Annotated in this window: 22 protein-coding genes and 1 pseudogene; 13 read left to right on the top strand and 10 right to left on the bottom strand. The window is 40.5% G+C overall.

Features of this window, described 5'->3' with window-relative positions; genetic code table 11:
* Window positions 1-202 precede the first annotated feature (202 nt).
* Window positions 203-919 carry a biliverdin-producing heme oxygenase gene (locus QUD05_RS32185; RefSeq protein ID WP_289799589.1) on the bottom strand — a complete coding sequence of 239 codons (717 nt, stop codon included), beginning with the start codon at window positions 917-919 and terminating at the stop codon, window positions 203-205.
* A gap of 573 nt (window positions 920-1,492) precedes the next feature.
* Between QUD05_RS32185 and glmM the strand changes: the two genes are divergently transcribed.
* The 3 genes from glmM (at window position 1,493) to pnuC (ending at window position 4,958) form a co-directional block, all read left to right on the top strand.
* Complete coding sequence (gene glmM / locus QUD05_RS32180) at window positions 1,493-2,965, top strand: phosphoglucosamine mutase (protein ID WP_289799588.1); 1,473 nt, start codon at window positions 1,493-1,495, stop codon at window positions 2,963-2,965.
* Window positions 2,966-3,270: 305 nt separating this feature from the next.
* Window positions 3,271-4,299, top strand: coding sequence for an AAA family ATPase (locus QUD05_RS32175; protein ID WP_289799587.1), 1,029 nt, complete (start codon window positions 3,271-3,273; stop codon window positions 4,297-4,299).
* Window positions 4,300-4,310: 11 nt separating this feature from the next.
* Complete coding sequence (gene pnuC / locus QUD05_RS32170; RefSeq protein ID WP_289799586.1) at window positions 4,311-4,958, top strand: nicotinamide riboside transporter PnuC; 648 nt, start codon at window positions 4,311-4,313, stop codon at window positions 4,956-4,958.
* 221 nt (window positions 4,959-5,179) lie between these two features.
* On the opposite strand, the gene fdhD is transcribed toward pnuC, so the two are convergent.
* Complete coding sequence (fdhD, locus tag QUD05_RS32165) at window positions 5,180-6,019, bottom strand: formate dehydrogenase accessory sulfurtransferase FdhD (RefSeq protein WP_289799585.1); 840 nt, start codon at window positions 6,017-6,019, stop codon at window positions 5,180-5,182.
* Window positions 6,020-6,161: 142 nt separating this feature from the next.
* Between fdhD and QUD05_RS32160 the strand changes: the two genes are divergently transcribed.
* Window positions 6,162-6,518 carry a hypothetical protein gene (locus QUD05_RS32160; protein WP_289799584.1) on the top strand — a complete coding sequence of 119 codons (357 nt, stop codon included), beginning with the start codon at window positions 6,162-6,164 and terminating at the stop codon, window positions 6,516-6,518.
* The gene (locus QUD05_RS32155) at window positions 6,427-6,897 is read left to right on the top strand and encodes a serine hydrolase domain-containing protein (protein WP_289799583.1); all 471 of its coding nucleotides are present in this window, start codon (window positions 6,427-6,429) and stop codon (window positions 6,895-6,897) included. Before QUD05_RS32160 ends, QUD05_RS32155 begins: the two co-directional genes overlap by 92 nt.
* A gap of 194 nt (window positions 6,898-7,091) precedes the next feature.
* Here the strand turns inward: QUD05_RS32155 and QUD05_RS32150 are convergent, their stop codons facing one another.
* Complete coding sequence (locus QUD05_RS32150; protein ID WP_289799582.1) at window positions 7,092-7,760, bottom strand: Uma2 family endonuclease; 669 nt, start codon at window positions 7,758-7,760, stop codon at window positions 7,092-7,094.
* A gap of 46 nt (window positions 7,761-7,806) precedes the next feature.
* Window positions 7,807-10,033: pseudogene (locus QUD05_RS32145) on the bottom strand (FdhF/YdeP family oxidoreductase).
* Between the two features lie 124 nt (window positions 10,034-10,157).
* Between QUD05_RS32145 and QUD05_RS32140 the strand changes: the two are divergent.
* Entirely contained in the window at window positions 10,158-10,406 is a 249-nt protein-coding gene (locus QUD05_RS32140; protein WP_289799581.1) for a hypothetical protein, read from the top strand.
* Window positions 10,407-10,677: 271 nt separating this feature from the next.
* Here QUD05_RS32140 and QUD05_RS32135 read toward each other — a convergent pair whose 3' ends face one another.
* The 5 genes from QUD05_RS32135 to QUD05_RS32115 all read right to left on the bottom strand — a co-directional run bounded on the left by QUD05_RS32135 (window position 10,678) and on the right by QUD05_RS32115 (window position 17,732).
* The gene (locus tag QUD05_RS32135; protein ID WP_289799580.1) at window positions 10,678-12,357 is read right to left on the bottom strand and encodes a lipase/acyltransferase domain-containing protein; all 1,680 of its coding nucleotides are present in this window, start codon (window positions 12,355-12,357) and stop codon (window positions 10,678-10,680) included.
* Window positions 12,358-13,183: 826 nt separating this feature from the next.
* Complete coding sequence (locus QUD05_RS32130) at window positions 13,184-13,489, bottom strand: hypothetical protein (protein WP_094352832.1); 306 nt, start codon at window positions 13,487-13,489, stop codon at window positions 13,184-13,186.
* 266 nt (window positions 13,490-13,755) lie between these two features.
* The gene (locus tag QUD05_RS32125) at window positions 13,756-15,996 is read right to left on the bottom strand and encodes a CHASE2 domain-containing protein (RefSeq protein ID WP_289799579.1); all 2,241 of its coding nucleotides are present in this window, start codon (window positions 15,994-15,996) and stop codon (window positions 13,756-13,758) included.
* A 102-nt stretch (window positions 15,997-16,098) separates the two neighbouring features.
* Complete coding sequence (locus tag QUD05_RS32120) at window positions 16,099-16,848, bottom strand: DUF928 domain-containing protein (RefSeq protein ID WP_289799578.1); 750 nt, start codon at window positions 16,846-16,848, stop codon at window positions 16,099-16,101.
* Between the two features lie 206 nt (window positions 16,849-17,054).
* A complete protein-coding gene (locus QUD05_RS32115; RefSeq protein ID WP_289799577.1) occupies window positions 17,055-17,732 on the bottom strand; it encodes a Mo-dependent nitrogenase C-terminal domain-containing protein in 678 nt (225 codons plus the stop codon).
* Between the two features lie 233 nt (window positions 17,733-17,965).
* Between QUD05_RS32115 and QUD05_RS32110 the strand changes: the two genes are divergently transcribed.
* The 7 genes from QUD05_RS32110 (at window position 17,966) to QUD05_RS32080 (ending at window position 23,463) form a co-directional block, all read left to right on the top strand.
* Window positions 17,966-18,094, top strand: a complete 129-nt coding sequence (locus QUD05_RS32110) for a hypothetical protein (protein ID WP_289799576.1) — start codon at window positions 17,966-17,968, stop codon at window positions 18,092-18,094.
* 25 nt (window positions 18,095-18,119) lie between these two features.
* The gene (locus QUD05_RS32105; protein ID WP_289799575.1) at window positions 18,120-19,220 is read left to right on the top strand and encodes a glutamate-cysteine ligase family protein; all 1,101 of its coding nucleotides are present in this window, start codon (window positions 18,120-18,122) and stop codon (window positions 19,218-19,220) included.
* A gap of 555 nt (window positions 19,221-19,775) precedes the next feature.
* On the top strand, window positions 19,776-20,132 hold the full coding sequence (locus tag QUD05_RS32100) for a hypothetical protein (RefSeq protein WP_289799574.1): 357 nt from the start codon (window positions 19,776-19,778) through the stop codon (window positions 20,130-20,132).
* A gap of 530 nt (window positions 20,133-20,662) precedes the next feature.
* The gene (locus QUD05_RS32095) at window positions 20,663-21,202 is read left to right on the top strand and encodes a Dps family protein (protein WP_289799573.1); all 540 of its coding nucleotides are present in this window, start codon (window positions 20,663-20,665) and stop codon (window positions 21,200-21,202) included.
* A gap of 557 nt (window positions 21,203-21,759) precedes the next feature.
* Window positions 21,760-22,527: a ChaB family protein gene (locus tag QUD05_RS32090; RefSeq protein WP_289799572.1), complete on the top strand. Its 768-nt coding sequence runs from the start codon at window positions 21,760-21,762 to the stop codon at window positions 22,525-22,527.
* 428 nt (window positions 22,528-22,955) lie between these two features.
* The gene (locus QUD05_RS32085) at window positions 22,956-23,189 is read left to right on the top strand and encodes a hypothetical protein (RefSeq protein ID WP_289799571.1); all 234 of its coding nucleotides are present in this window, start codon (window positions 22,956-22,958) and stop codon (window positions 23,187-23,189) included.
* Window positions 23,182-23,463, top strand: coding sequence for a hypothetical protein (locus QUD05_RS32080; protein ID WP_289799570.1), 282 nt, complete (start codon window positions 23,182-23,184; stop codon window positions 23,461-23,463). The genes QUD05_RS32085 and QUD05_RS32080 overlap by 8 nt, the downstream gene beginning before the upstream one ends.
* A gap of 291 nt (window positions 23,464-23,754) precedes the next feature.
* Here the strand turns inward: QUD05_RS32080 and QUD05_RS32075 are convergent, their stop codons facing one another.
* On the bottom strand, window positions 23,755-24,972 hold the full coding sequence (locus tag QUD05_RS32075; RefSeq protein WP_289799569.1) for a glycosyltransferase family 4 protein: 1,218 nt from the start codon (window positions 24,970-24,972) through the stop codon (window positions 23,755-23,757).
* Between the last annotated feature and the right edge of the window lie 13 nt (window positions 24,973-24,985).

Genomic DNA, 24,985 nt, shown 5'->3' with positions numbered 1-24,985 from the left:
AAACATAATTGAGGGGCAATCTCCCCATGCTTGCTTTCACATCTCAAAAGCAGTCACAAGGCTATTGCCCCTAAATATTTTGAGCAGCGATCGCTCTTTCGCCAGAAACACCTATGAATTATCCTTCATCAGGCTATCTGGACTTATAATTCCACACACCATACTCCGCACTCATTACTCATTACTCATTACTCATCACTTATTACTCAGCAGTGACGAGTTCAGTACTACCACGTGTACGACGCCGTGTAAGACTATTATACAGCATCACACCGATCGACTTGATCAAATTACCTTCCAATTCCTGGAACAGCTTCATGTTCGTGCCAAAGGCGGCGTTAGCTTCATCAACGATGCGATCGGTTGCCGCCTCGTCAAGGGGTAATTCATCCAAAGTTTGCCGATATTTGGTTTTGAATGCCTTTTCATCAGGAATTTCTGGAAACTCATAAAAGGCTGTTCCCTGTCCATCAGACAAATTCATCGCTGTTACAGCAATATTTTTGAGAATTTGTCCCCCGGATAAGTCACCTATGTAACGAGTGTATGAATGGGCGATTAACAATTCCGGTTCTGTAGCAGATATTTCTCGGATGCGTTGTACATAAGCTTGACCTGCGGGAGATAGTTTGATTTGCTCTCTCCAGTTTGCGCCAAAATAATAACTCAGGTCTTGCTCTAAGCTATGCTTGCGGTTTAGCTGAGGAAAGTTAATTTTAGAAACTATTGGGTGCTGGCGGTGCTTTTCTATTTCCTCTTCCATCGCTGAGTAGACGAAGTAGAAGTTAGCAACAAGTTTCCGGTAAGAGTTTTTTTCCACTACTCCTTTTAAAAAGCACTTGACAAAACCTACATTTTCTGCCATTGTGTGGGCTTTCTTAGTGCCTACACGTAATTTGGTTGCTAAATTGCTGCTCATGCTAAATTTCTCAACTTTAAAAAGTTAACTGCCGGAGTTTTGATTCACTAACGGCTAAAAAAGCCATTAAAACGTTACCTTAAAACTATTTGATGAGAATTTATATTAAAATTTTTTAAGCTGCGATGATTCTGTCGTTTTTTACACAGCAACAAGGCTAAGAGAACAGAATTTTAGATTTCAGTATTTTGATTTTTTGTTGTTATTAGCTGAATTTTGCTTTCATTTTCAGCTTGGTTGAAAATCTTTGTGATGCGCCAAAAGTAATATTTATTACATTATTACTTAGTATGTAGCATTATAAAGTGTGAACTAATACAGATAAAAATCAAAACGAAATTTGTCGGCATAAAAGGAATAATTAGCTAAGATGTGGAGACTTTACTAATAACGTAAAAACCAATACTGACTTTATCAAAGATTTACAATCCAAGAAAGAAAAATTCAGTATTATTACGTAAATACATCTCGATCTAGAATGAATTTCTAAAGAGAAAAAGCATGTCAAAATTGCTGAATAAAGTCTTAAGTGCTATTTATTTTTCAGTGTAATTGTGTGGAGTGTTTAAAAATATGGTTTCATCTATAACTCGGACATCGGGCATTTCTGGGGGTTCTACTTCTGAAGTTGAGGGATTGGGCAAAGGGATTGAGAGCAGTTTTGGACTGAATTTAATCCCATTACCAGCAAATCCCTTATTTGGCACAGATGGGATTCGCGGACGAGTGGGAGAATTACTGAATGCGCCTCTAGCATTGCAAGTTGGTTTTTGGACGGGGATTGTTTTACGTAACCATACTACTCAAGTAGGGCCAGTCATTCTCGGACAGGATTCTAGAAACTCCAGCGATATGCTGGCAATGGCTTTGAGTGCAGGGTTAACAGCAGCGGGGTTAGAGGTTTGGTATTTGGGATTATGCCCCACTCCTTGCGTTGCCTATCTCACCAGTATCAGTGATGCCATTGGCGGAGTGATGATTTCTGCCAGCCACAATCCTCCAGAAGACAATGGGATTAAGGTTTTTGGTGGCAATGGTGGGAAGTTACCGCAAATATTGCAGACAGAAATTGAAGCGGGACTGCGTGGCAAGATATCACCGATCGCGAGAGTCAGTAATTGCGGACGGCATTACTCACGTTTCGAGTTAGTGAAAGATTATAGCTCGGCGTTGAAAAAACCCTTGAATGGTGCCCTAAATCTTCAGGGAATGAAGATTGTTTTAGACTTGGCGTGGGGTGCAGCAGTTGGGTTAGCACCATCAGTATTTACAGAAATGGGGGCAGAGGTAATCTGCTTGCATAACGAGGCAGATGGCGATCGCATTAATGTTAACTGTGGTTCTACGCACCTAGACATTCTGGCAGCAACGGTACAAGAACACAACGCCGACATCGGCTTTGGCTTCGATGGCGATGCCGATCGCGTCTTAGCAGTAGACAATACAGGCAGGCAAGTTAACGGCGATTACATTCTCTACCTGTGGGGACGGCACTTACAACAAAACCAACAATTGCCAGACAACTTGATTGTATCTACAGTCATGGCCAACTTAGGCTTTGAGAAAGCTTGGCAGCAAATTGGTGGTAACTTAATTCGTACCGCAGTCGGCGACCAATACGTGCAAGCCGAAATGCAGCGCACTGGGGGAATGCTAGGTGGCGAACAATCAGGGCATATTCTTTGCCGTCACTATGCCGTAACTGGAGATGGCTTGTTAACAGCATTACACATAGCATCTTTGGTGAGAGAGGCGGGTGTTCCCTTGAGCGAATTAGTAGATCGAAGCTTCCAAACCTATCCACAATTGTTGCGCAACGTGCGCGTTGTCGATCGCGATCGCCGTTTGGGATGGCAAGATTGTCAACCTGTACAAAAAGCGATCGCTCTTGCTGAAGCTGCAATGGGCGATTCCGGCAGAATTTTGGTTCGCGCCTCTGGCACAGAACCAGTCATTAGAGTAATGGTGGAAGCAGCCAATGCCGAACTCGCCAACTACTGGACAAATGAACTAGTTTCCCAAGTACAGCAGCATCTAATGGACTAAATTAGCTAATATCTCATCTGAATTCTAGTATCGCTAAAGATGCGATAAATCATCACAAAGACGCGATAAATCGCCGTCTCTACAAAAGACTAATTATTGTAGAGACGATGTTTTTATCGCGTTTCTTGCTTTAACTAAGATTTAGCTAGTATAGCAGTCGCCAAAGCCGTTAGGACAGTTTGCGGGAAACGCGTCTTCAACAGCGTACTTTGTGATTTTATTGCTGTCCTAAGCTCCCTGTCCGTTGCTATACAACACGGCGACTTCTTTTTTAGAGTAATAGGTATCTATGAAAAGTCAAAATTATGACTGGTAAATGCGGACTCACACTAGGTAAATACGCGCCTCTCCATAAAGGGCATCAATTGGTGATTGAAACAGCCTTAGCAGAGATGGATGAGGTACTTGTGATGATTTATGAGTGTCCAGAAGTGACTGCTATTCCTTTAACAGTTCGAGCGAATTGGCTGCGTCAAATTTATCCACAAATTCAGGTGATTGAAGCGTGGGATGGTCCAACTGAGGTTGGTGATACTCCTGAGATTAAGCAAAAGCACGAAGATTACATTCTGAAACAATTAAAATCCAAAAAAATTACCCACTTTTACTGTAGTGAATTTTACGGTGAACACGTAAGTCAGGCGCTGGGGGCAGTTAATCGGCTGGTAGATTGCGATCGCCAAACTTTTCCAATTTCTGGAACGCAAGTAAGAAGAGACGCTTACGCATTTCGGGAGTATTTACATCCTGATGTGTACCGCGATCTGATCGTTAATATTGTTTTTCTGGGCGCTCCTTCGACTGGTAAAACCACTATTGCATCACAATTAGCTAAAGAGTTTAACACAGTATGGATGCCAGAGTATGGGCGCGAGTATTGGGAAAAATATCAAATTAATAGGCAACTTTCGCTCTCGCAACTTGTGGAGATTGCCAAAGGGCATTTAGAACGTGAAGAAGCCTTATTATTGCAAGCAAACCAGTATTTATTTACAGATACTAATGCATTGACAACCTATCAATTCTCCTTGTATTACCACAAAACTGTTGCCCCAGAGTTAGCAGAACTTGCCCATCAAGCCATGTCACGCTATGATTTAATATTTCTTTGTGATTTAGATATCCCTTACGATGATACCTGGGATCGTTCTGGAGAGGCAAATCGTAGTATATTTCAAAAACAGATTCAGAGCGACTTAATTATTAAAAAAGTTCCATTTTTTCGTATTTATGGCGATATAGATGCACGTATTAGTCTGGTTAAAAAAGTAGTCTTATCTTACCACAAGTATAGCAATTTAGGAGATTTGTTTTTCAAAAAAATTATTTTATAAAGTGTATTCAAATGATTGAATTTTGGAGTATCAATACTATCGCCTTCAATCTTATGGGATATCCCATGAGTTATGTAGAATTCTTGGGAACGATTTTTTCTGTATGGTCGGTGTGGCTAATTTCTCAGAGAAAGATTCTGACNTTGGCTGTTGGGATAGTCAGCGTCTTGCTATACATGGTACTTTTTTATCAAATCCGTTTGTATGCGGATATGTTAGAACAAGTATATTACTTAGTTATTAGTGTGTATGGTTGGTGGAGATGGATTACACCTGAACCTGATACTGGTAAAGTTTTACAGGTTCGATATAGTCCACCGCGTAAAATTGTTTTGATTGCAGCAATTACAATAGCAATTTCATTTGCAACGGGAGCTTTGATGAGTAAAATTCACCTGTTACTCCCTGCAATATTTATAGAGAAAGCTTCTTTTCCTTATTTAGATGCACTCACAACAATCATGAGTTTTACTGCTATGTGGCTCATGGTACAAAAAAGGATTGAAAGTTGGTATTACTGGATTATTGTTGATGTTATTGGTATTTGGTTGTATTACGTTAAAGAAGTTAAATTTGTTGCTTTTCTTTATGTAATTTTTTTGTTCATCGCAATTAACGGCTCAATATCTTGGCTCAAGACAGCTAAAATACAGGATTGAAAACCCCTGTATATCTTTTCTATTTCGTAGTAGCGTGGTACAGTTAAAATAGTGCATTAGATGTAGTAGCGCGACAGGCTTAAAATGTTGGGTTTTAAAAACTCATGAAAACCAAAATCTACTCATGAACAAAATTACTCAACCCAATAAATTAAGCTTGCCACGCCACTACAAATTTGTTTGGAACAATTTAGCCTCTCGACGCCACTACGAAAGTGTTCTTAAACAGCATTTATTCTTTGTAAACCAGTGTAAATATTGAACCGTTCTCCGCGCAGGAATCCAATTAAGGTAATCCCAAATTCTTTGGCAACAGACACCGCCAAACTACTAGGAGCAGAAACAGAACAAACAATAGGAACCCCAGCAGTTGTAGACTTTTGCAAAATCTCAAAACTAGAGCGCCCGCTAACTAAAATAATACAATTATTTAAAGGCAACTGATCACTGAGCAAAGCTGTACCAATCAATTTATCCAAAGCATTGTGTCGCCCAACATCCTCCCACAGATTTAATAGTTTTCCTTGAGTATCGAAGATAGCCGCAGCGTGTAAACCCCCTGTAGCAGTAAATATACCTTGAGCAGCCTGGAGTTTATCTGGTAGGGTGTATACGATCGCAGGTGTTACCATTAGGCCAGAAGAAATCACTGGACATCCCCGCAGACGTAAAGCTTCAAGGCTAGCTTTACCACACACCCCACAGGCGCTACTAGTGTAGAAATGACGCTCCAAAGGCTGTAAGTCTGGAATCAAGCCATCCCGCAGTTCTACATTTACAATGTTATGGCGCTGCTCACCATCTACCAATTCATCTACGCAGTAACTAATACGTCGGATATCTTCTCTGCGGCTAACGACTCCTTCACTGTAGAGGAAACCAGCAGCTAGTTCAAAATCTGCTCCTGGTGTTCGCATTGTTACAGCTACCGTCTTCTGGAGAGGGACGAGGCGAATTTCTAAAGGTTCTTCGGTGGTGAGTTGGTCTAAACGCGATCGCATTTTACCATTTTCCACAACCCAGACAGTGGCTTTGGTCTTGCTTTTAGTTGGCATTTTCATATTTATGAGAGTTGGTGACTTTAAATTTTGATCCTAATCTGGAAACAAAGTAATGCTATTTGTATATCAGATGTCAGGTTGATGCTCACCAACTACTTTATGCAGTTGAGCTAGATGGCTCGGCTTCTGTTGAGTAAGTAAAATGAACCTAAAACTTTTGGCTTTCAGCAAAATTTTATTTGCAATAGTCTTTGTGGTTTCCCTTGGTTTTACAGGACATTTAGTAGCTAATAACATTAGTCAGAGAGTAATTGAAAAATCTCTTGCTAAACAAGTGATATCTACCTCCACCGTAGGAAAAAGTTCTCAACTACAGAAACTTTTAAATGAGATAGTTGCAGAAGAGAAAATCCCTGGTGCGGTAATGTATATTACTACACCTAAAGGTTCTTGGCTGGGAGCATCTGGTGTCAATAACTTTGGGATTAAAACATACCTTTACAGAATTGCGCGAACCGACAATTGGCGAAGTCGCTACAGGTTATGGCGATCGCAATAAAGATGGTAAGCTAGATAGCTATGCCCAAGTCAATGATGGCAATAGTTTGGGTGATGGTGGATTGGTTTCAACAGCAGAGGATTTAGCCAAGTTCGCCAAAGCGTTATTTGTCAAAAAAACTTTACTTTCGTCAAAGATGATGAAAGAAATGCTGAAATTTAAAGATAATGGCGCAGACTATAGCTATGGCTTGGGTGTAGAAAGGTTTTCATCTCCTTTAGCAAAAGCAATTGGGCATAGTGGTATAGCTTATGGCTTCGCAACATTGCTTGCATATTTACCCAATGAAAATACCACTATAGTAGTGTTGCTAAACAATCAGAATGTTGATCTTAAATCAGTAGCTAGAACAGGTCTAGAGGTTGTTGAAAATAAATGATATCATGTCCGCCAAATTACCCATAATAAAATAACCCAACCCCCTCCCCGCCTGCGGGGAGGGGAGAGAAAGCACAGCTTTGGCGGGGTGGGGTTCTTCGGGTTTAATAAGCAATCAAGCGGACATGATATGATATTTAATTACTATAATTAATCACAAAAAATCAGTTAAATTTGCTTTTCTCTCCCATTGAGTTAAATCGTATCTGGGTCAATGTTCAGTTCTCGCAATTTGGCTGCTAGGCGTTCAGCACGTTGTCTTTCTTGTTCTGCGACTTCTTCGGGTGTGGGAATTAGATTTCCTTCCGCAGTGAAATAGCGCAATTTATTTTCATAAATACCCAAGTACAAATTTAACTGCTGACTCCACATCCATCCTTGAAAATTAGGTTCTATCGGTTCATAAGTACCGCCAATCAAGATAAAGCCAGCAAATTCTAAATTATTGGGATCGAACCAAAAATATTCTGGTGTGCGAAAGATATCTTGAAAAATTTGTTTTTTCAAACCTTTGTCAGTTGCGGTTGTAGAATTAGAGAGAAGTTCTACAATTATGTTGGGATATTTCCCGTCTTCTTCCCAAACAACCCAACTTTTACGAATTTTGCGTTCACATCCCAGCACGACAAAAAAATCTGGCCCCCGGAATTCTTCTGATCTCTTCTGGCGTTGACTGTAGTAAATTGTTAGATTACCCGCAGCGTAAAAGTCATTGCGATTTCGCCAGCACAATTCCAAAGATTGCAATAGCAAAATTATTTGGCGTAGATGTAATTCGCTTTCCAATGGTGGTTCGTCACTATCTAAATCCCCAAGAGGAAATATTACATCATTTGGGAATTCAAAATCTTTGGCGGCGGACATGGCTGCAAATTTTGGCGTGAGATAGGTTATATAAACTTACCGTAATCTAGGTTTGTTTTTCCAGACGCACGATCGCATTATAATCGGGTACACCTTCAAGCGATCGCTTAGTTTTATCTAGTAGCACATTCCCTTCTGGCCAATGTACTTGCAAGTTTCCTGACTGAATTGGCGCAATATAGACTTGACATAATAACTCGCCTAAATCATTCTTAAGAATGACGCGATCGCGATCTTTTAAACCCAACTGTACAGCATCAGCAGCATTCATTAGTACCGCCTCTCGCATCGCCCCAGTAATTGCATCCTTGCGTTCCTGCACCATACTATTAAATTGTTTACCTCGGCGCGTTGCTAATAAAAAATAACCTTCAGGTAATTCTCTTTGGCGTGGCAATAATACGCCAAAGTGTGCCTTTCCATCCGCCGTTGGGAAATTCCAACCAAAGCACAAATGTGAGCCACCATATTGAAATTGATCGCCAGCTTGCTGTAAGTGTTGAATACCGGCATATTGGGGGACAACTTGAGCAATTTCTTGACGGATAGCAGCTGTGTCAGCAAAAGCTAGCTTATCTGCCAAATCTGGTTTTACCCGCCTTGCTAATTCTAAAAACACTTCCCACTCTGGACGCGCTTCTCCAATGCGCGGCCCCGGAATTTCTGGACTGAAAATTACCCGGCGTTCGGTGTTAGTTTCTGTGACTCCTCCTGGTATTTCGTAGCGAGTCGTCGCAGGTAACAGCACCACAGTATCAGCAGGTTCCACTAACATTTGGCTGGAGAGAACAATATCCATATGTACCCGTAGGGGTATTTGCTTCAGCGCCGCTTCCACATAATCTGGTTCTGGCAGTACTTCTAAAAAATTTCCACCCACAGAAACCAACACTTCTATTTCTCCTTGATGTGCGGCGTTAATCATTTCTGGAGCAATTAAACCTTTACTTGCTAAGCACTTCAAAGCCCCAATGCTGACTCAATTGGGCAGCATTTTCTGGGGTAATAGGTTTACCACCAGGAAAAACTGTCGCGTAACATCCCATCTCTGCACCACCCTGCACCCCAGAGTGGCCGCGAATTGGCATTAAACCGCAGCCTTCCCGACCTACAAATCCTTTGGTGAGAGCTAGATTAATGATACTTCGCACGTTATCTTCACCGCATTCATGCTGAGTAATACCCATACTCCAAACAAATACGGCTTTATTCGCTTCTTTGACCATTTTGGCAAAAGCGTACATTTCTTTGCGGGATGTTCCAGAAAGCCGCTCTAATTCTTCCCAAGATTGGCTTTCTAACGATGCTTTGAGTTTGGCAAAGCCATCTGTGTATAAATCTATAAATGACTGGTCTACCCAGTTGTTAGCAATTATATGTTTAATAGTGCCATTTAAAAATGCGATATCCCCGCCCATGTTGATTAAGAAGAAGTCTTCGGCAAACTTTGTACCGAAAACGGCACTTTCTATAATTGAAGGAACCCAGTAGCGCTCCATTCCCGGCTCGCGGTAAGTATTAATAACTACAATCTTTGTGCCAGCTTTTTTAGCATAATGGAGATACTTAACGGTAACAGGCTGATTATTGGCAACGTTAGAGCCAATGAAGACTAATAAATCAGTACCAATCCAGTCTTTATAAGAACAGGTGGTAGCCCCAGCACCCAAAGCAGCTTTCAATCCTGCTGTACTGGGAGAATGGCAAATGCGGGCAGCGTTATCAATATTATTGCTTCCCATTGCCCGCACAGCTTTTTGGGTAGCATAATAAGTTTCGTTGACAGTACCGCGACTGGTAACATAAAAACTGAGGTGGTCTGGTGTAGTGGAGTGGATGCGATCGCTAATTAACCCTAAAGCTTCATCCCAACTCACACGGCGAAAGCCTTTTTCCCCTCGTTGACGAATCATCGGGTAAGGAAGTCTTCCCAAGTTGCGTAATTGGGCACTTTTTTGCTTTTGCAACTGCGAGACATCCGCCAATAGTACAGGGTCAAAAGCTGGCATCGTATTCATCTGCAACAACCGCAACCGAACATTGCAGAGATGAATCCCATCTAATGTCCAATCCTTCATCCCGGTTGTTCCGAGAGCGCAACCATCGCAGACACCTTTATTTAGGATATTCCACGTGTATGGTAGTTTCTTACGAGATAACCAAATTGCGCGAAATACTTCCCAGTAGTTGTTGGGGTACTGTTCGCCAATGCCAAAGGGTTTCCAACTTGCCCAGTGCTGGGGTGTCCAGTGTTTTTTGGGTTTGGGTAACATGAGGCAATATGTGTAAGTTGCTGGATTCTCTTAGGCTATCGTTTTGATTACGAAATGAGTAGCAGACAGTTAAAAATCGTTCGGCGTTGCTGAATATGCCAAAAGGAGAAAGTCAAAGCTGTTTTTGAGAAATAAAAAGCTGCTTTTGCTTGCGGAATATACCGAAATGAGGGATAAAAAGCTGCTTTTGCCTGCTGAATATACCAAAATGAGAAATCAAAAGCTGCTTTTGAAGAAGAAAAAGCTGCTTTTGCTTACTGAATATACTGAAATGAGAAATCAAAAGCTGCTTTTGAAGAAGAAAAAGCAGCTTTTGAGAAAGCAATTGCAGATTTTGCTGATTGAATTTAGTCAAAAGATGAAGTTCAGGTAAGTTAACGTGAGTTCGACAAGTCTTATTTGACCTCTCTCCCAACCCCTCTCCGACACGGAGAGGGGAGCAAAAAGCTTAATTTTTCGTTGCTCCTCCCTTTCCGTTTCGGAGAGGGAGGCTGGGAGGGAGAGGTTCATCGAACTCACGTTAAGTTATTGAAAGCATTCCTTGAAAAAAAGAAAGGCGATCGCTCTTTGCTAAGAGTCTGCGTAAGCGCAGCTAGGCAGCAGACATCGCCTTTGTGTCAACCTTCAATCAATCTTCTGAAAATTTATACACTAACAGGTGTTGGCGTTGCTTTTGATATCCCCAACAAATTGAAGATTAATTTGATTACTTCTGGGTGTCGTAAAATTGCGTTATGGCTTAAATCAATCCCTTTTTCTACTAATTCTGGAGGTTCAGTCCCTTGAGGTTTAGCAAATGGATGTGCAGTTATTGTTTGCTTTGGTACATCTCGGTGTAGCTGCCATCTCCTAAAGTATGCCAAGCTTCCGTATGCAACTACTCCATCTCCTGAATTAGTGACTCCATCCTCTGATATCAGTTGTTGTGTTGTATCCGCTTTTTCCAATCTTACTCCGTTGATGACAATGAAGTTTCCGTCCTCCACAGGCTGTTCGGGTGTACCTAAGTAACTTGCTACTTTGAGTTCTCTTTTTTCTTGATAGTAGTATGCTCCTACTGGTGTGTTAAAACCAGTTGAATAAATGACATCAATGTTCTTGATGGGTGGGCTTGTTACCGCTTTACTCCCAAATTCTCCATCACTGAAATTCGGATCTTGTTCATAATAATCTTTGATATATTTCAGCGTCGTACTTTCGGCTCCTCCAAGTCGTAATATCTTTTCGGTTGTTTCTGCTCTAAAGTCACCGGGAGCGATCGTCTGTGATTCACCAACACCTTCATTTCTGATAAACGAAAAATCTGTTGTGTTGAAATACTGGTACTGGGCTGTTGTTACTGGCAATAGCGAAGGAATGCTAGAAAAGGATTGTAATGCCTTTTTAATGCCCGATAAACTTGCCCCTCCCAAATTAAATCCATCATCTGTTGACAGCAGACGAATTGCTAGTGGCGCACCTATCCACGGTGGGCTAACTGCTATGTATCGTTCTATATGTTTATCTATCCAGGCTTGTCCTGCGGAGGGATCGTTTTTGATCCACTCTAAGAAATATTGCGTCACCCTATTTCCCATACTGTGGGCTATTATTACCACAGGTGTAGCTGGCTTAAGTATGAGTGGTTTAGCTTTGTATAATTCCTCTATAGTACTCTTGAGTTTAGAGAAATATTGATATCGCTGTTCCAAACCTGTTGGACCTATTCGCCAATCATAAGGAAGGGCTACCAAATTTGCGGGCAAGAGAGCTGCTTCGCCTCGGTACTCATCAGTGTCTAATAACGCAGTTACTAATTCTGAAAAGTAATTCACTTTTTGCAAACCTGCGTACAATTCTTGAAGTTCTTTTCGATCTTCTTCAGGAGTGAGCGGGTTGTTTATTCCGAAAAGTATAGCATCTAGCTCACTTTGAGAAACAGCTAAATTTTTAATCCCCTGTATTCCATCTACAAATCGATTAAATTGAATGTTTGGGTCATCTTTTGTTAGCGGCGGATTTTGGTCTGCTTCTACTTCTGGGGTTATGCCATTAATATCCTTCAATTTCAGATTCTTTTTCCAATTTGTTACAACAGGATTTTCGGGAGGTTGATCTATTGTGACAGGATATACTGGTGCATTAAGTCCGACTATATTTGATGGCGGATATTCTACCTCTGTCTGTTCATCTACTTTATGAATTGTTTGACCTGGTGGTGGTGGTGCCATATCTTGACCGACCCACAGTTTACCGCCTGTCACGCCTTCTTCTGACTGATTTTTATTATGTGTTTTTAGCCTCGATCCTGCTAGTCCTGGAATCAATATTACGGGATTAACCATTTGTCTTTTCCTTGCTTACCTGAATTTACACAGATTCAAACTTGAAAACTGAGACGTTTCTTTTTGCTGTTGGACAGGAATGCTATTTGATATGTAGGGCTTTGAATTTTGTTCTTGACCCACTATGCCGACTGATATCATATCCGGTTGAAAACTTCTTATTAGAACTGACGCATAGATGCAAAAACACATAAATGCGCAAGTATTTTAATAACTAGTAATTACCGTAATTGATATGACAATAGCCACATTAAACTTCACTATCTATTAGATAGCTATCAAACTAACCGCTTTTTATAGCTTGGTCGTTAACTTGATAAAACCATGATTTTACTGAACTTGCAAGCAGATAAATATAAAAGACAATTACTTAAACTTTAAAAAACTAAATAATAGCAACTGTAATAACAAGTCATAAATTTGACTTTGTAACTATGTAATTGTTCTTGTCTCATCTTCCCAAGCTGCACAGCTTATTTTAGCCTGTAGAGCATATAAAAAGGGCATAAATACTGTCTAAAGTGGTTACTATATATTGTTACTATTTTTGCAACTTCCTAAATATAAGTAAATTTTTATACTAACTTTTTAGGAAGTATAAAAAAGTGAGGCAGACAGTTAAATAACTACATTAAGAGACAGTTAAGACAGTTAAGACAGTTAAGAGAATTAAAATGGTTAAAAAAATTAATAAAAGAAAAGATTAATTGTTTCTTTTTTACTTTCGACAGAGAATATTTTATAAATCTTTAAAGCAGTAGTTGAAATAAAAATCCCTGCCACGGATAGTTGACAGGGATAGCAGTTTTAAGATATGGCTTGTCTCTTAGCTAACAAAATCTTTGTGGGCAGCGACAAGCATCTGAGCCTGTCTTAAAACGTTTCCGAATAAATAAAAAGGAATCTGCCAAGCTGCAACGGTGACTTCTTTGACTATATCCTGTACGCTAATTGCAATTAATTCATGCTCTGGCGGCTCTCCCTCAACAGTACCAGACCAAGTAAAAGCTAATAAGAAATCATCGTCTCCAGGCAAGGATGCAATCAAACATTCTTCTGGTGTTGGTTCACAAATAATTCCATAATCATTTGCAAGTTCTACTAATCTTTGAAATTTGTTTCCGTTTGTCATTTGTTCTTGGGACGTAATTGAATCTTAGTTTTAGAAGAAATCATATTTTTAACTCCAGAACTCAAGTGAGTTGCTTCATAGCAGAAATTACGAATTATTAATTATTCGTTGAAATTATGAGTTATTGGAGTTAGATCGGGCTTAAGTCCAAAATATTACCGCGATCGCTTGGTTGTATCAGCAACAATTGTTACTGTTTTAGAAAAAGCTAGACTACCTAATTTTTCGGTTTATCCTATTTACATACACCTCCCTTTGTTGCCATTTCAAGATTGATACCTTAATCTCACCCCAGCTCGACGCAGTGCATTGAGAATTGCGTTAGCTTTTGGGGGAACTGCTGTAAACCGAAGTAGAAAAAGATGCTCGTCAACATGAGACTGTTCAATCACCTTGGCGTAGATATCTTCTTCTGTAGCCATTTCTGCTTCAATCAATAACTTGAGTTTGAGATTACTCAAGAGTTCTAAAGAATGTGGCGATTGCAGCTGCGCTCCTTTTTCTGAGAGGCTAATCAATTCCCCCATAAATACTGTTCCTACTGTATGTTTCCCCTGCAAAATGGAGTATTCTACAGACACTTTTTGAGTCAGAACAATTATGTCTTCGTCATATTTAGGCAAGAATAAATTATATTTACCGCCAATGCCACGAATTTCACAAATTGTCACAGGGTGTTTTATTCCCTTTGGTTCTATTTGTAGTTTCCCAGCAATTTGGAGGTCAATATTGGCATCCTTACAGGTATTTTCGGAAATTAAAATTTGTCCTCCCACTGTATAAGACTCAATTCGAGCGGCCAAATTAACATGACTGCCAATGACTGTATATTGAGCGCGTTTTTGAGAACCAACATTCCCCGCCACAGCCTCGCCTGTATTAATACCGATTCCCATTTCGAGGATTGGGAAATTCATTTGCTGATTTTGTTTGTTCACTTGCTCCATTGCCAATTGCATGGCAATAGCACAAGCGATTGCTCGTTCAGAATCATCTTTGCGACTAATTGGCGCACCAAAAATCACAAAAATACCATCACCCATAAACTCATTAATCGTGCCTTTATATTGGTTAATCACATCTGTCATTGTTCCCAAATAAAGATTCAAAATCTTTACTACTTCTTCCGGGGGCAATTGTTCGGAAATAGCCGAGAATCCTCTTAAATCAGACACAAGAACCGTAACTTTTCGGCGTTCTCCTCCTAGCTTTAATCCAGAAGGAGTTTCGAGGATATTGGCGACGATTTCATCAGTTAGATAGCGACCGAGGGTTTTTCGCATCTCGGTAGCACTTTGAGCAATATACTGAGTAAGTGCGATCGCAGAACCAACAAAAGCCAGCATTGAAGGGATAACGGGAATCCACCAACCAGCCAAAAACGCCAAAAAGCTGCCACCAATTAAGCCGCCGCCTACCAACAAAACACTAACAGCCATGAGGTTTTTCTGGTTGCTACTGTGGCGTTGCAGCCAACATAAGCTAGCACCAATAATTGACCAAATCAAAATTGATAGCCATTCTAGCGGCTCAGGTAAACACTTAATCAGTGGACGACCTTCCATTGCCGCACTTAAAATTTGACTAATCAAATTAGCATGAATTGTTACACCCGCCATTCGTTCCGGGTCAGTCAAGACATTACTGCTGTAAGGCGTATAGAATAAATCTTTCAAACTCTCAGCGGTAGCACCAATTAATACCACCTTATCTCGCATTAAATCTCGTGGGATGCGGTTCTCTTGCACTTCGGTAAGAGAGACTTTAGTAAACTGCTGTATCCGTCCTCGGTAATTCAACAGCACTTGATAACTCCCCGCATCGGCTCGGACGTAACCTCCGTCATTAGCTTCAAAAATTGGGAAAACACCCCGATTTAACTGCAAGTAATTAGAGTTAGTTGCCGATGGCTTGGCAGTAATACCTTCAGGTTTCAAGTACAACAATGCCAGTTTTAGCCCAAAGCTTTCCAGAATCTCATCATGATTTAAATTTACGTACAATAATGCTCGTCGAATTTTGCCATCTCCATCTATGGGTAAATCATTCGACCCAATTTGATTAAGTTTCTTCAGTTCTGGAGATGAATCAACCGCCGAACTATCAATCGTATCAGAGACTTTTTGGACTCCAATCAAATTAGGAGTAGACTTAAAAACCTTAAGTAAATCTTGATAACCGGGATTGACGGGTAAATCACGATAAATATCTAAACCAATCGCTCTGGGTTTTTGCTGTTTGATTTTCTCTAACAAACTAGCAAGTTTTCCATCAGGCATAGGCCATTGTCCCTGCTTGCGGACATCTGCCTCATTAATCTCAACTATGACAATGCGGGTATCAGCCGACTCTTGTGAACGGAGGAGAAAAAATTGATCTAGTCCTGCCAATTCCAACAATTGCAGTAATCCAGTCAAGCGTAGTGCAATCACCAGAGCTGTAATATTGGGAACAGCAAGTAAAACACCCCGCCATTGCCAGATGTGCGGTTTCAGCTTTGCCCACATAATATTTTGTGCTGAGTGCTGAGTGCTGAGTGCTGAGTTAGGAGTTGGGAGTTAGGAGTTAGGAGTTTTCCCAATGTCCAATACCCTTTTTGAATTTTGTGGTTAATTCTTAGATGTGCAACAATCAATCAATGGTTCGGAAGCGATCGCATTCAAACCTACAGACTTGAAAAATTGTCTCCAATCCAGCCTTGCTTTGAAATTATTTGGCTCAGTCCGGCGTAGCTGCACTAAACTAGTCAGCGCTTCATGCCAAATCCCAGCTTCTGCATAGATGGTGGGCAACTTGTACAAATTTGCCTTTGCTAACGCTTGCGACAAGGTTACTTCTGGCTGAGTGCGTTCCACCCAACCATCTACAGTCGGATTTTCACTAGAGTCTTGAGTATTACAAACAATTGTTAAGTACCAGTGATAAGTTTTACCTACAGCAAGTGCAGGGGCACTATCAGGAAGTTTAAAGCTAATAATTCCTGGTTTATTTGGAAGTGTAAAAGAGGTTTCATAAAATATATTCTGGTCTTCAGTCAAGAGCAGAAACTTGGCTGTTTTGAGTTGAGATGGAGGTATATACCAGAAAAATGTTGGATGTTGAGCAAATGTCAACCCTAATTTATCTGGAGGCATTAAGGGAATTATCAGTTTTTTGCCTGTTAGGCAAGAGCTACCACGGGTAGAACCACCAGCACTTGCGGGAGGTTTTCCCCGCTGTGGTGGCTTAAATGTTTGACTAACTTGCCAAGTTTTATTGGCATGGTACGACTGAGCTTGTACCTGTGCTGTTAAACCAGAAAGCAAATACAAAGGTAAGGAAAAGGGTACAAAATATAGAGATGGTTTAATCCCTTTCATATTGATGATGCCTGAGTTCTAGATTAGTCAGGTGAATAAATCAAGTATTCCCAAAAGCAGAGTCAGATTTTCCACTCAACTACAGAACTATTTATTGGGCATTGGGTATGGGGAAAGGGAAAGGAGTAAGGGGAAAAGGGGAAAGATTAAATTTATTCCTTTTCCCTTTAACCTTTAACCTTTTCCCCTACTCCCCTGCCCCCTACTCAAATATATGGTGAAACATCTTCACCGCATTTATCTGCTAAATAGGAGAGGGCGCGGAAACGTAAGCCTACCAGTTGCTCATATAACGGGTTGATTTTACACATCGGTGGTATATGCACAATCTTGCGTCCAAATAGGGTGACATCCCGCTCAAAAGGGCACTGGGCAGGAATCATTTTACACAAAAAGCGGGCTACTCTTGGGTCTTGGATATCTAGCCCATCGAGCCAGTCTTGCAGGGGGTGTAGGGCATTAATTTGACGCTTTGTCAGCCCAGGGCTGGCAATAGTGGGGGTAATTTGCTGTGGGTATTCCAGAGTTTGGCGAAGGGCTTCGAGTAACTCCTCTGGCTGTTCCAAGGCTTGGCAGAACTGTTGCAGAACCTCATCTTCGCTGGGAGAATAAGTACCATCTGCGATCGCTACCATTATCGCTGTCCTTAAGAAATTTTCTGCGGCTGGTGTACCTTTACCCAACGCTGCGGCTAATTCCTCTGCGGTAATTACCTCTAGTGAATCGAATTTAATCTTAGGAGCTAATTCATTTTCGGTGATGCTGGCAATTAATTCCTGTTCTTGGTCATCAAAATTACCATCAGCCCAAGCAATAGTAAGCAGTCCACGCAACCAAGCGGCAATCTGTTCGCTGCTGTAGGGGGATTGAACGGTACTTGTCATAAACTCACGTCTCAAGCTTTCCTCAGTCACTACTACGCTACCCTACCCAGTGACTATGAAGATAGTAGAAGCAACACAGAAAAATAAATCAGAGAAGTTTTCAAATCGCAACAGTCGGTCTTAAGGTAAAATCCATTTGTACCGTTATTGAGAATTTTTCTGCTTAAAGTGAATTCGATTGGAGTATCTCAAATATTTATAAGGTTCAAGACTGTAATTTGCGCTACAGAGTGATGGAGTTTTCTAAGTATGCGAACCTGCCAGCTAAATATCGCCGACGCTTTTCTCTAATGAATCGTTTACTGATGTTACTTCCTTCTCTATGGGATTGCGATCGCTTGGCATTAGTTAAATTAGGTTAACTCTAAAAAATTAAGGTATATATTAATGTTTTTCTTTGGCATTGAACATGAAGTCGCTTTCTTAAACAAAGAAGGAAAGTTTGCTGATTTTTTCCACACAAAATTTGCTGATTTCAATCAAATTATTGCAAGGCTACCCACATACCCCAGTGACTATCCTCAACTCCGCGTCGGCGATGCGGGTATTAAAATGAAGAGATGGTACATTGAGGGATTTGAAAGATTTGCGGATTCTGATGAAGTGATAGATTGTCATGTTAAAGGTATTGAGATTAGAACAACTATCCATTCTAATATTCAAGGCGCTATTACTGAATTATCAGAAAGTTTTGACTTGCTACGTAAGGTTGCCGCTGACTTTGGCTTATCACCAGTTTTGGTTAGTTTCAATCCTTACAATCCAGCTTTTGAGCCTCAACCCCCATTAAACGATTATGAAATCAAACAGTTAGAAGCTTATCCTGACGAACAAACTGCGAATATTCACATGGTATCTTATGGGCCAGATTTAAATATTTCAGTGGCAGATTTGTCAACTGAAGATGTGATTGATATTGGCAAAAAGTTAACTTATTACAGTCCCTATATCGTTCCTTTTAGTTATAGCTCTCCCTTTTATAATGGGGGTTTATGGGATGGACTATCGGTACGAACATTTATCAGAACTGGAAAAAGACCAGCTACTCTGGTTTTTGTTCAAAAAGAAGAACAACTGATTAATAGCACACCTTCCTTAACAAAAATTGCCCGCATTCCGGCGGAAGTGGGACGCATCGAATTTAAGGCTTGTGATAGCTGTGATGATTTTTTCATCTACGCAGCTTTGCTGGCATTATTGAAAGGTTTGGTATTAGATAAAACCTTGCCAGGTAGAGCAACTGTACCCGATGCAGCCTTACACCAACTTTCCGCAAAAGAAGCATTTGACAACGAAGATATTTTTGAGAATGCCACAAAAGTCTTGCAAGCAGCCGAAGTTGCTTTAGGAGACGATCCAGATGTTCATTATTTGACACCATTAAAAGTGCTACTGGCGAAGCGAAAAACAAGATCCCATGAATTAATAGAAGTGTTCCATCGGGTAAGTTCAATAGAAGAGGTAATAAGGCAGACTTATCAAGTTTAAAGCAAAGATTTATTTTTCTCCTTTTATGAAAGGGGATTAAGAAGAATCTTTATATAAATTGATACTTTACAAATTTACTCTCAAGTGCATAATCATTAAAATTCTTGGAATTGGATAAAGTCAAGCTNAACCGAACANNNATAGTAAAGCCATTACTCTGCCAAAACNNNATTAAGTCGATATACCTAGAGGATGATTTTATTGCAACTAAAGATGCAGTAAACTTCATTCTAGAGATTGATGCAGACGTTCGCTTTTTCAGAGTAAAAGTGNNNACAGGGAACCTGAAACGAAGAATTTCAATTAGAAATCTAATGATTTTGTGAAATCTAATGATTTTGCTAAAGAATTAAGGTGGTATTTGCTTATTATCCCTTACTAATCCGATGCAGAAAGACAAAAGAAATTTCTTCGTCAGGTTCGTTTTTCAAGAACTTCTAAATTGACGCGGAGCTTGCCATTTTTATCATTGCTTAAAATTGTTAAGTAAAGGTATATGCTTCGCTCTTTTAGTATAAAGTTCTGCGTTGTTAAAGCTGTTATCGAGGATTTCAAATGAAGACAATTGCTTCTGTTTTATCTACTTTCCGTCCAGTACGTTTTCTAGTAGTGGCTTTTACTTGCGCCATAGTATTATTCTCTAATGCTTTTCCTGCTTTTGCAATTGATAGTTACCAAAGTAACCCCACCGAAGGTACTACACAACTGCTTGAAATTCAGCGCAAAACTGACGAAGCTGCTAAAGAACCACCACAAGGATTGAAACAGGTTCAAAAAGAGTCTAATAAAGGACTCAATGAGGTTCAAGGAGCAGCTGATATTGACAAGCAAAAGAGTCCTGAAAATTCTCAGGGTGCAAAATCTGTGGAAGAAAAAGCAAATAATTTGTTAGACAAAATTACAGGTAAGTAACAGAGTTAATACCTTAGTAATTTTTCATTAATAATGGGTGATTGCTTTTACGCAATCACCCATTATTATTTATAATAGTAATATCTCTATTTTTTTAGCTGATAAAAAGCAAGGATATATAGCTAATTGATATTTATAAATTATCGTCAGAATTCAGCACCCAGGTGGTCGCCGAGCCTGTCCTGAGCGTAGCCGTAAAGCCTGCGGCACAGCTACGCTTCGGGCGCAGCCTCTCGTAGAGAAGGGCGTAGCCGAGGTGAGTCAGGAGTCATAATTTATCATGAATCTAGAATGATTAGTATATTTATTCATCAAATGCTCTGCTGATTCTTTAACTATTCTGAATCCTGAGTTCTGACTCCTGAATTCTTACAAATTATCTATCGACCGAATAGTACTACCTATTAAGGCATAGGTATAACTATGTAATGTAAGAATTAATCTAAACTCATAATGTTTCCTTTGGTTGATGTGGATGATGGGGAAAATTTGGCAAATTAATAAATAAGTTTGCTTAGGGATGGAAAATAATGCGTGCGATAAACATTGGTTTGACCGAAGAACAGCGTCAAGGTGTAATTAATCTGTTGAATCAAGATTTGGCAGATGCCTATTTACTGTTGGTGAAAACCAAAAAGTACCACTGGGATGTCGTTGGTCCTCAGTTCCGCTCTTTGCACCAGCTTTGGGAAGAACACTACCAAAAGCTGACTCTAAATATTGATGCTTTGGCAGAGCGGGTTCGTGCTTTGGGTGGTTATCCAGTTGGCACATTGGAGGGATTTCTCAAGCTTGCTACCCTCAAGGAACATGCTGGTAATGTTCCCACAGCAACAGGAATGGTGGCTAATTTAGTGGACGATCACGAGCAGGTTATTCGTAATTTGAGAGATCATGTGGATCAGTCTGGTGAAAAGTTCCACGATCAGGGAACTGCTGACTTTTTAACTGGACTACTCGAACAGCATGAAGAGATAGCTTGGATGCTCCGTTCATTTATTGAAGGCGAGGCAATAGATGCAGATGGTAGAAAGCCAGCAGCAGGGGCTAAGACTCCTGTAGGTGTATAGCTGATACAGCACTGACAGCTATTATGCAATACAGACCGCCAGGGAATAGACCGCCAGGGAATAGACCGCCAGGGAATAGAATTCCCTGTCTAATGGTGCAAGTCCTCTAGAAGAGGACTAGAAAAACTTGGGTTAAAGCACTGACAGCTATTATGCAATACAGTACAGTTTTTCTTCTTGCCCTTTTCTATCATAGCTTTCAGCTTTGAGGATGTACCTCATAGCTGCCGTAAGTGCTGTAACGTCTGAGTTGAGGATGACTATCTGTGAAACTAGTTAAAAGCAGGAATCAACCCTGCTTTTAAGTGGTGTAAAAGAATTAATCTGCCTGCATCTACCTCTTCACGATGCCAATTTTGGATTTTGGAATTGAAAATTGGTTTTAACTTGACGCTAGTGGCCTCAAGTTGGGAGACGCATCCATGCGACTAGCTCTTTTATGTCGGAGAACCCGTCCACCGCGTGGTTTTCCGTTATGAGTGCAGTCAATCTAACTCAAATCCAAAATTGATTGGTCATCTTTATTGCAAAAACAACATAATACAGGGAGTTTTTAAGTGCCAGAAGTATATAAAGCAGAACGTACTATTTCTGCTGTATTCAAAGAGCAGAAGCAAATTGATGATGTAATTCGACGTTTATTAGACAGGGGTGTGCCTAGAGATCATATTTCGGTCATGGGCAGAAATTTCCAGTCGGAAACGAGAATCGCTGGCTTTATTAGTAAAAAAGATGTGATTCTAGGGGGTTTGAGAACAGGAGCAGTTTTNTGGTCCTTGTTTGGTTCCTTTCTCAGCTTGCTTACGGGTGTAGGCGTATTGTTTATTCCCTTTGTTGGGCCAATTGTGGCAGCAGGACCTATTGGTGCGGTGTTGTTGGGGGCTGCTAGCGGAGCGATCGCAGGTAGTGCAGGTTTAGGTTTAGTATCGGTTCTGACTACTTTGGGGATGCCAGAAGATAAAGCGGCTATCTACCAAACTCGCTTACAAGCTGGCGAATTTTTCGTGATGGCAGAAGTTCCGAGCGATCGCACTGGCGAATTTCAATTGCTGCTCGAAAGTGCTGGTGGCGAAGAAATTAATACGATTGAGAAAACTCTGGCTCGTTCTTGTTCTGGACAGTGCAACAGTCCAGCAGACTTGTCGCCTGAAGTTCGCGCTCATCTTTCTGATGAAGCTCAGAGTACATTCATTGAACGATATAATGCTGTACTCAATGAAAGAAGTGACGAGTTCACAGCCGAACAAGCTGCTTGGGAGACTATTCACCAACAATATGATGAAGATGAAAATGGTGTCTGGTCTAAAGCTAAGGTTAAAGCGTGAAGAAGGCAGGAGGTAGTGTTTCGACTACGCTCAACTGCCGCGTAGTCGAAACTCAATAACCAGGCAGGAGACAGAAGGTAGTCGAAACACTGCCTCTCTTGTTAAACTACCGAGCAAGACTAGATATCATGGATTTATAACAAATAAATTATCCAATATTGTGGGGTGGGCTTTGTGGCTTACCCCACAAAAAGTAAGTATATTAGCAAGAATATTGGAATATTTGTAGATATTTATACGTATTATGGCAAGCGATCGCACTTAGATATAAATTGCCTACTCTGGGACTAGTTTGCATAACTTTGGGTACATTACCGCAAATGCGCTGATACTTTAATTTCCCCTCTTCATAAATTCCGCAAAAACACCGTTACGCTATTTCTGCTTGTGATCAAAACTTAGAGCATCCAGTTTATGAGGGCGGATTTATGACCAACCCTGTAAAGACGGTTATCCAAGTCAATCTGGAGATGGCTCTAGAAGTAGCTCAAGAATTGGAGCAAGCTCCATACACTCAACTCGGTGCTTATTGTTTGGAAATTTTACGGGAAATCGGATGTGGTGGTACTGAACTCCCTGTTAACTTACAAACTCGCGATCAGCAGCTAAACTTCATTACAGGCTTTGCATCTTATGCTTTTGGGGAGGTACAAAGTGTATAAAGCATTAATCGATGATATATTTTCTGATTACGAAGATACAGAAGAAACTACTTTTCCTGCTACAGATGAAGATTTGTTAATTTTAACAGAAAAATTTTTAGGGTTTGAAATTCCCTCAAAGGTTTTCTTACAAGCTATAGCCATTGCTGATTACGACGGTGAAGCTGCTTTTCGCTACGTTGATAATTATTTGACTACTCTCAAGAATAAGAATAAGCGTAAGCAGAAGAAATTACTTGTGTTAGGTTGTTCGACTAGATTTGACAATAATTGATGTGCTGATTCATGAGATAACTAAAAACCAATACGATTTAGATAAGATCATTTGTACGATCGATGTAGAGACGTTGCAATACAACGTCTCTACACATATTTATCCCACAGAGATAAGAAAGAACAATTAGCAATTATCTAGACAAGCATTTTTAATGTGTGCTAATTACGAACTACGAACTTGTACTGAGTTTCGACTTCGCTCAACTACCGCGTAGCCATAAAGCCTGCGGCATAGCTACGCTTCGGGCGCAGCCTCTCCAAGAGTTGTATTACGAATTACGAATTAGTATTACTCTCTCCCAAGACAAACTTGTTCATAGCTTTTACCAGCCATATCCCAAGTGAATTCTGTTTCTACCAGTTCTCTGCCATTGTGAGACAATTCTGAACGCAGATGTGGACGCTCGAATAGTTGACTAATAGCGGTGACGTACTCTGCTGGTTTATTGGCTCGTAATGCCCGTAATGGATGACTAGCAACATCTACAGCTAATCCCTCTAAGCCGCGATCGCTGGCTACTACAGGTATACCAGCTGCCATTGCTTCTAAAGTTTTATTTTTAATACCAAACCCAGTCCGCATCGGTACAACGCAGATGGTGGCTCGATGTAAATATTCTGCCATCGAAGGTACACGCCCTAGCACATTAATTCCTGGTTTTTTATCAAGTGCTAAAACTTCTGCCACTGGGTGAGAACCGACAATATCAAAAGTTGTATCGGGATAGAATTTTTGGATTTCTGGCAAGACTTCGTTGCTGAAAAAGCAGACAGCATCAATATTTGCTAAATTATCCATTGCACCAATAAAAATTAGGCGATGTCCTCCGGGATCGGTGGTACGCCTAGGAAAAGAAACTAAATCTACGCCATTGGGAATAACTGTAATTTCACTATTGGGGTTAAATTCTTGTAGTTGAATTTTATCTTCTTGTGTTGTCGCCACAATTGCCGAAAATTTAGCGCAGTAGTTTTGCTCATAACGCCACAAAAGTGGCAGATTAATTTTGTCTCTGAGTGAATTTTCGGAAATGCCTGTTGCTAATTGGTTCTGACAGGTAGCGTAAACAGAACTATGAACATTAACGATGGTTTTTAGCTGTTTCTGAAAATGTGGCTGCACATAAATCTCATTAACACTATGTTCGCAGGTAATGACATCACATTTTCCCGCTTCCACCCAGTTATTAACCCATGTTTGCATCTCAACTGAGTAGCGGTCAAGTACACTTGGCGGTGTTCCCTGCTGCAAAAATCTCCCAAATCGCTGTATTTTCTTGAATATTCCGGTGGATCGAGAATCTGGCGGGCGTTCAAAAATAACGAGATGATCTACACAATCACGTAATCCTGCTACTTCTGCGTCTGTAACATCACTCTCGCGTTGAGTCACAAGGGTGACATTATGGCGTTGACTTAAGTACTTGAGTAAATTAAATGTTCTAACTTGGGTTCCTCCGCGCGTTGGTGGGTAAGGAAAAGTGGAAGATAGCATTAAAATGTTCATACAAGCGTTTTCA

The sequence above is a fragment of the Nostoc sp. GT001 genome (assembly GCF_030382115.1).
Taxonomy (GTDB): Bacteria; Cyanobacteriota; Cyanobacteriia; order Cyanobacteriales; family Nostocaceae; genus Nostoc.
This window is presented reverse-complemented; position numbering and strand designations above follow the sequence as displayed.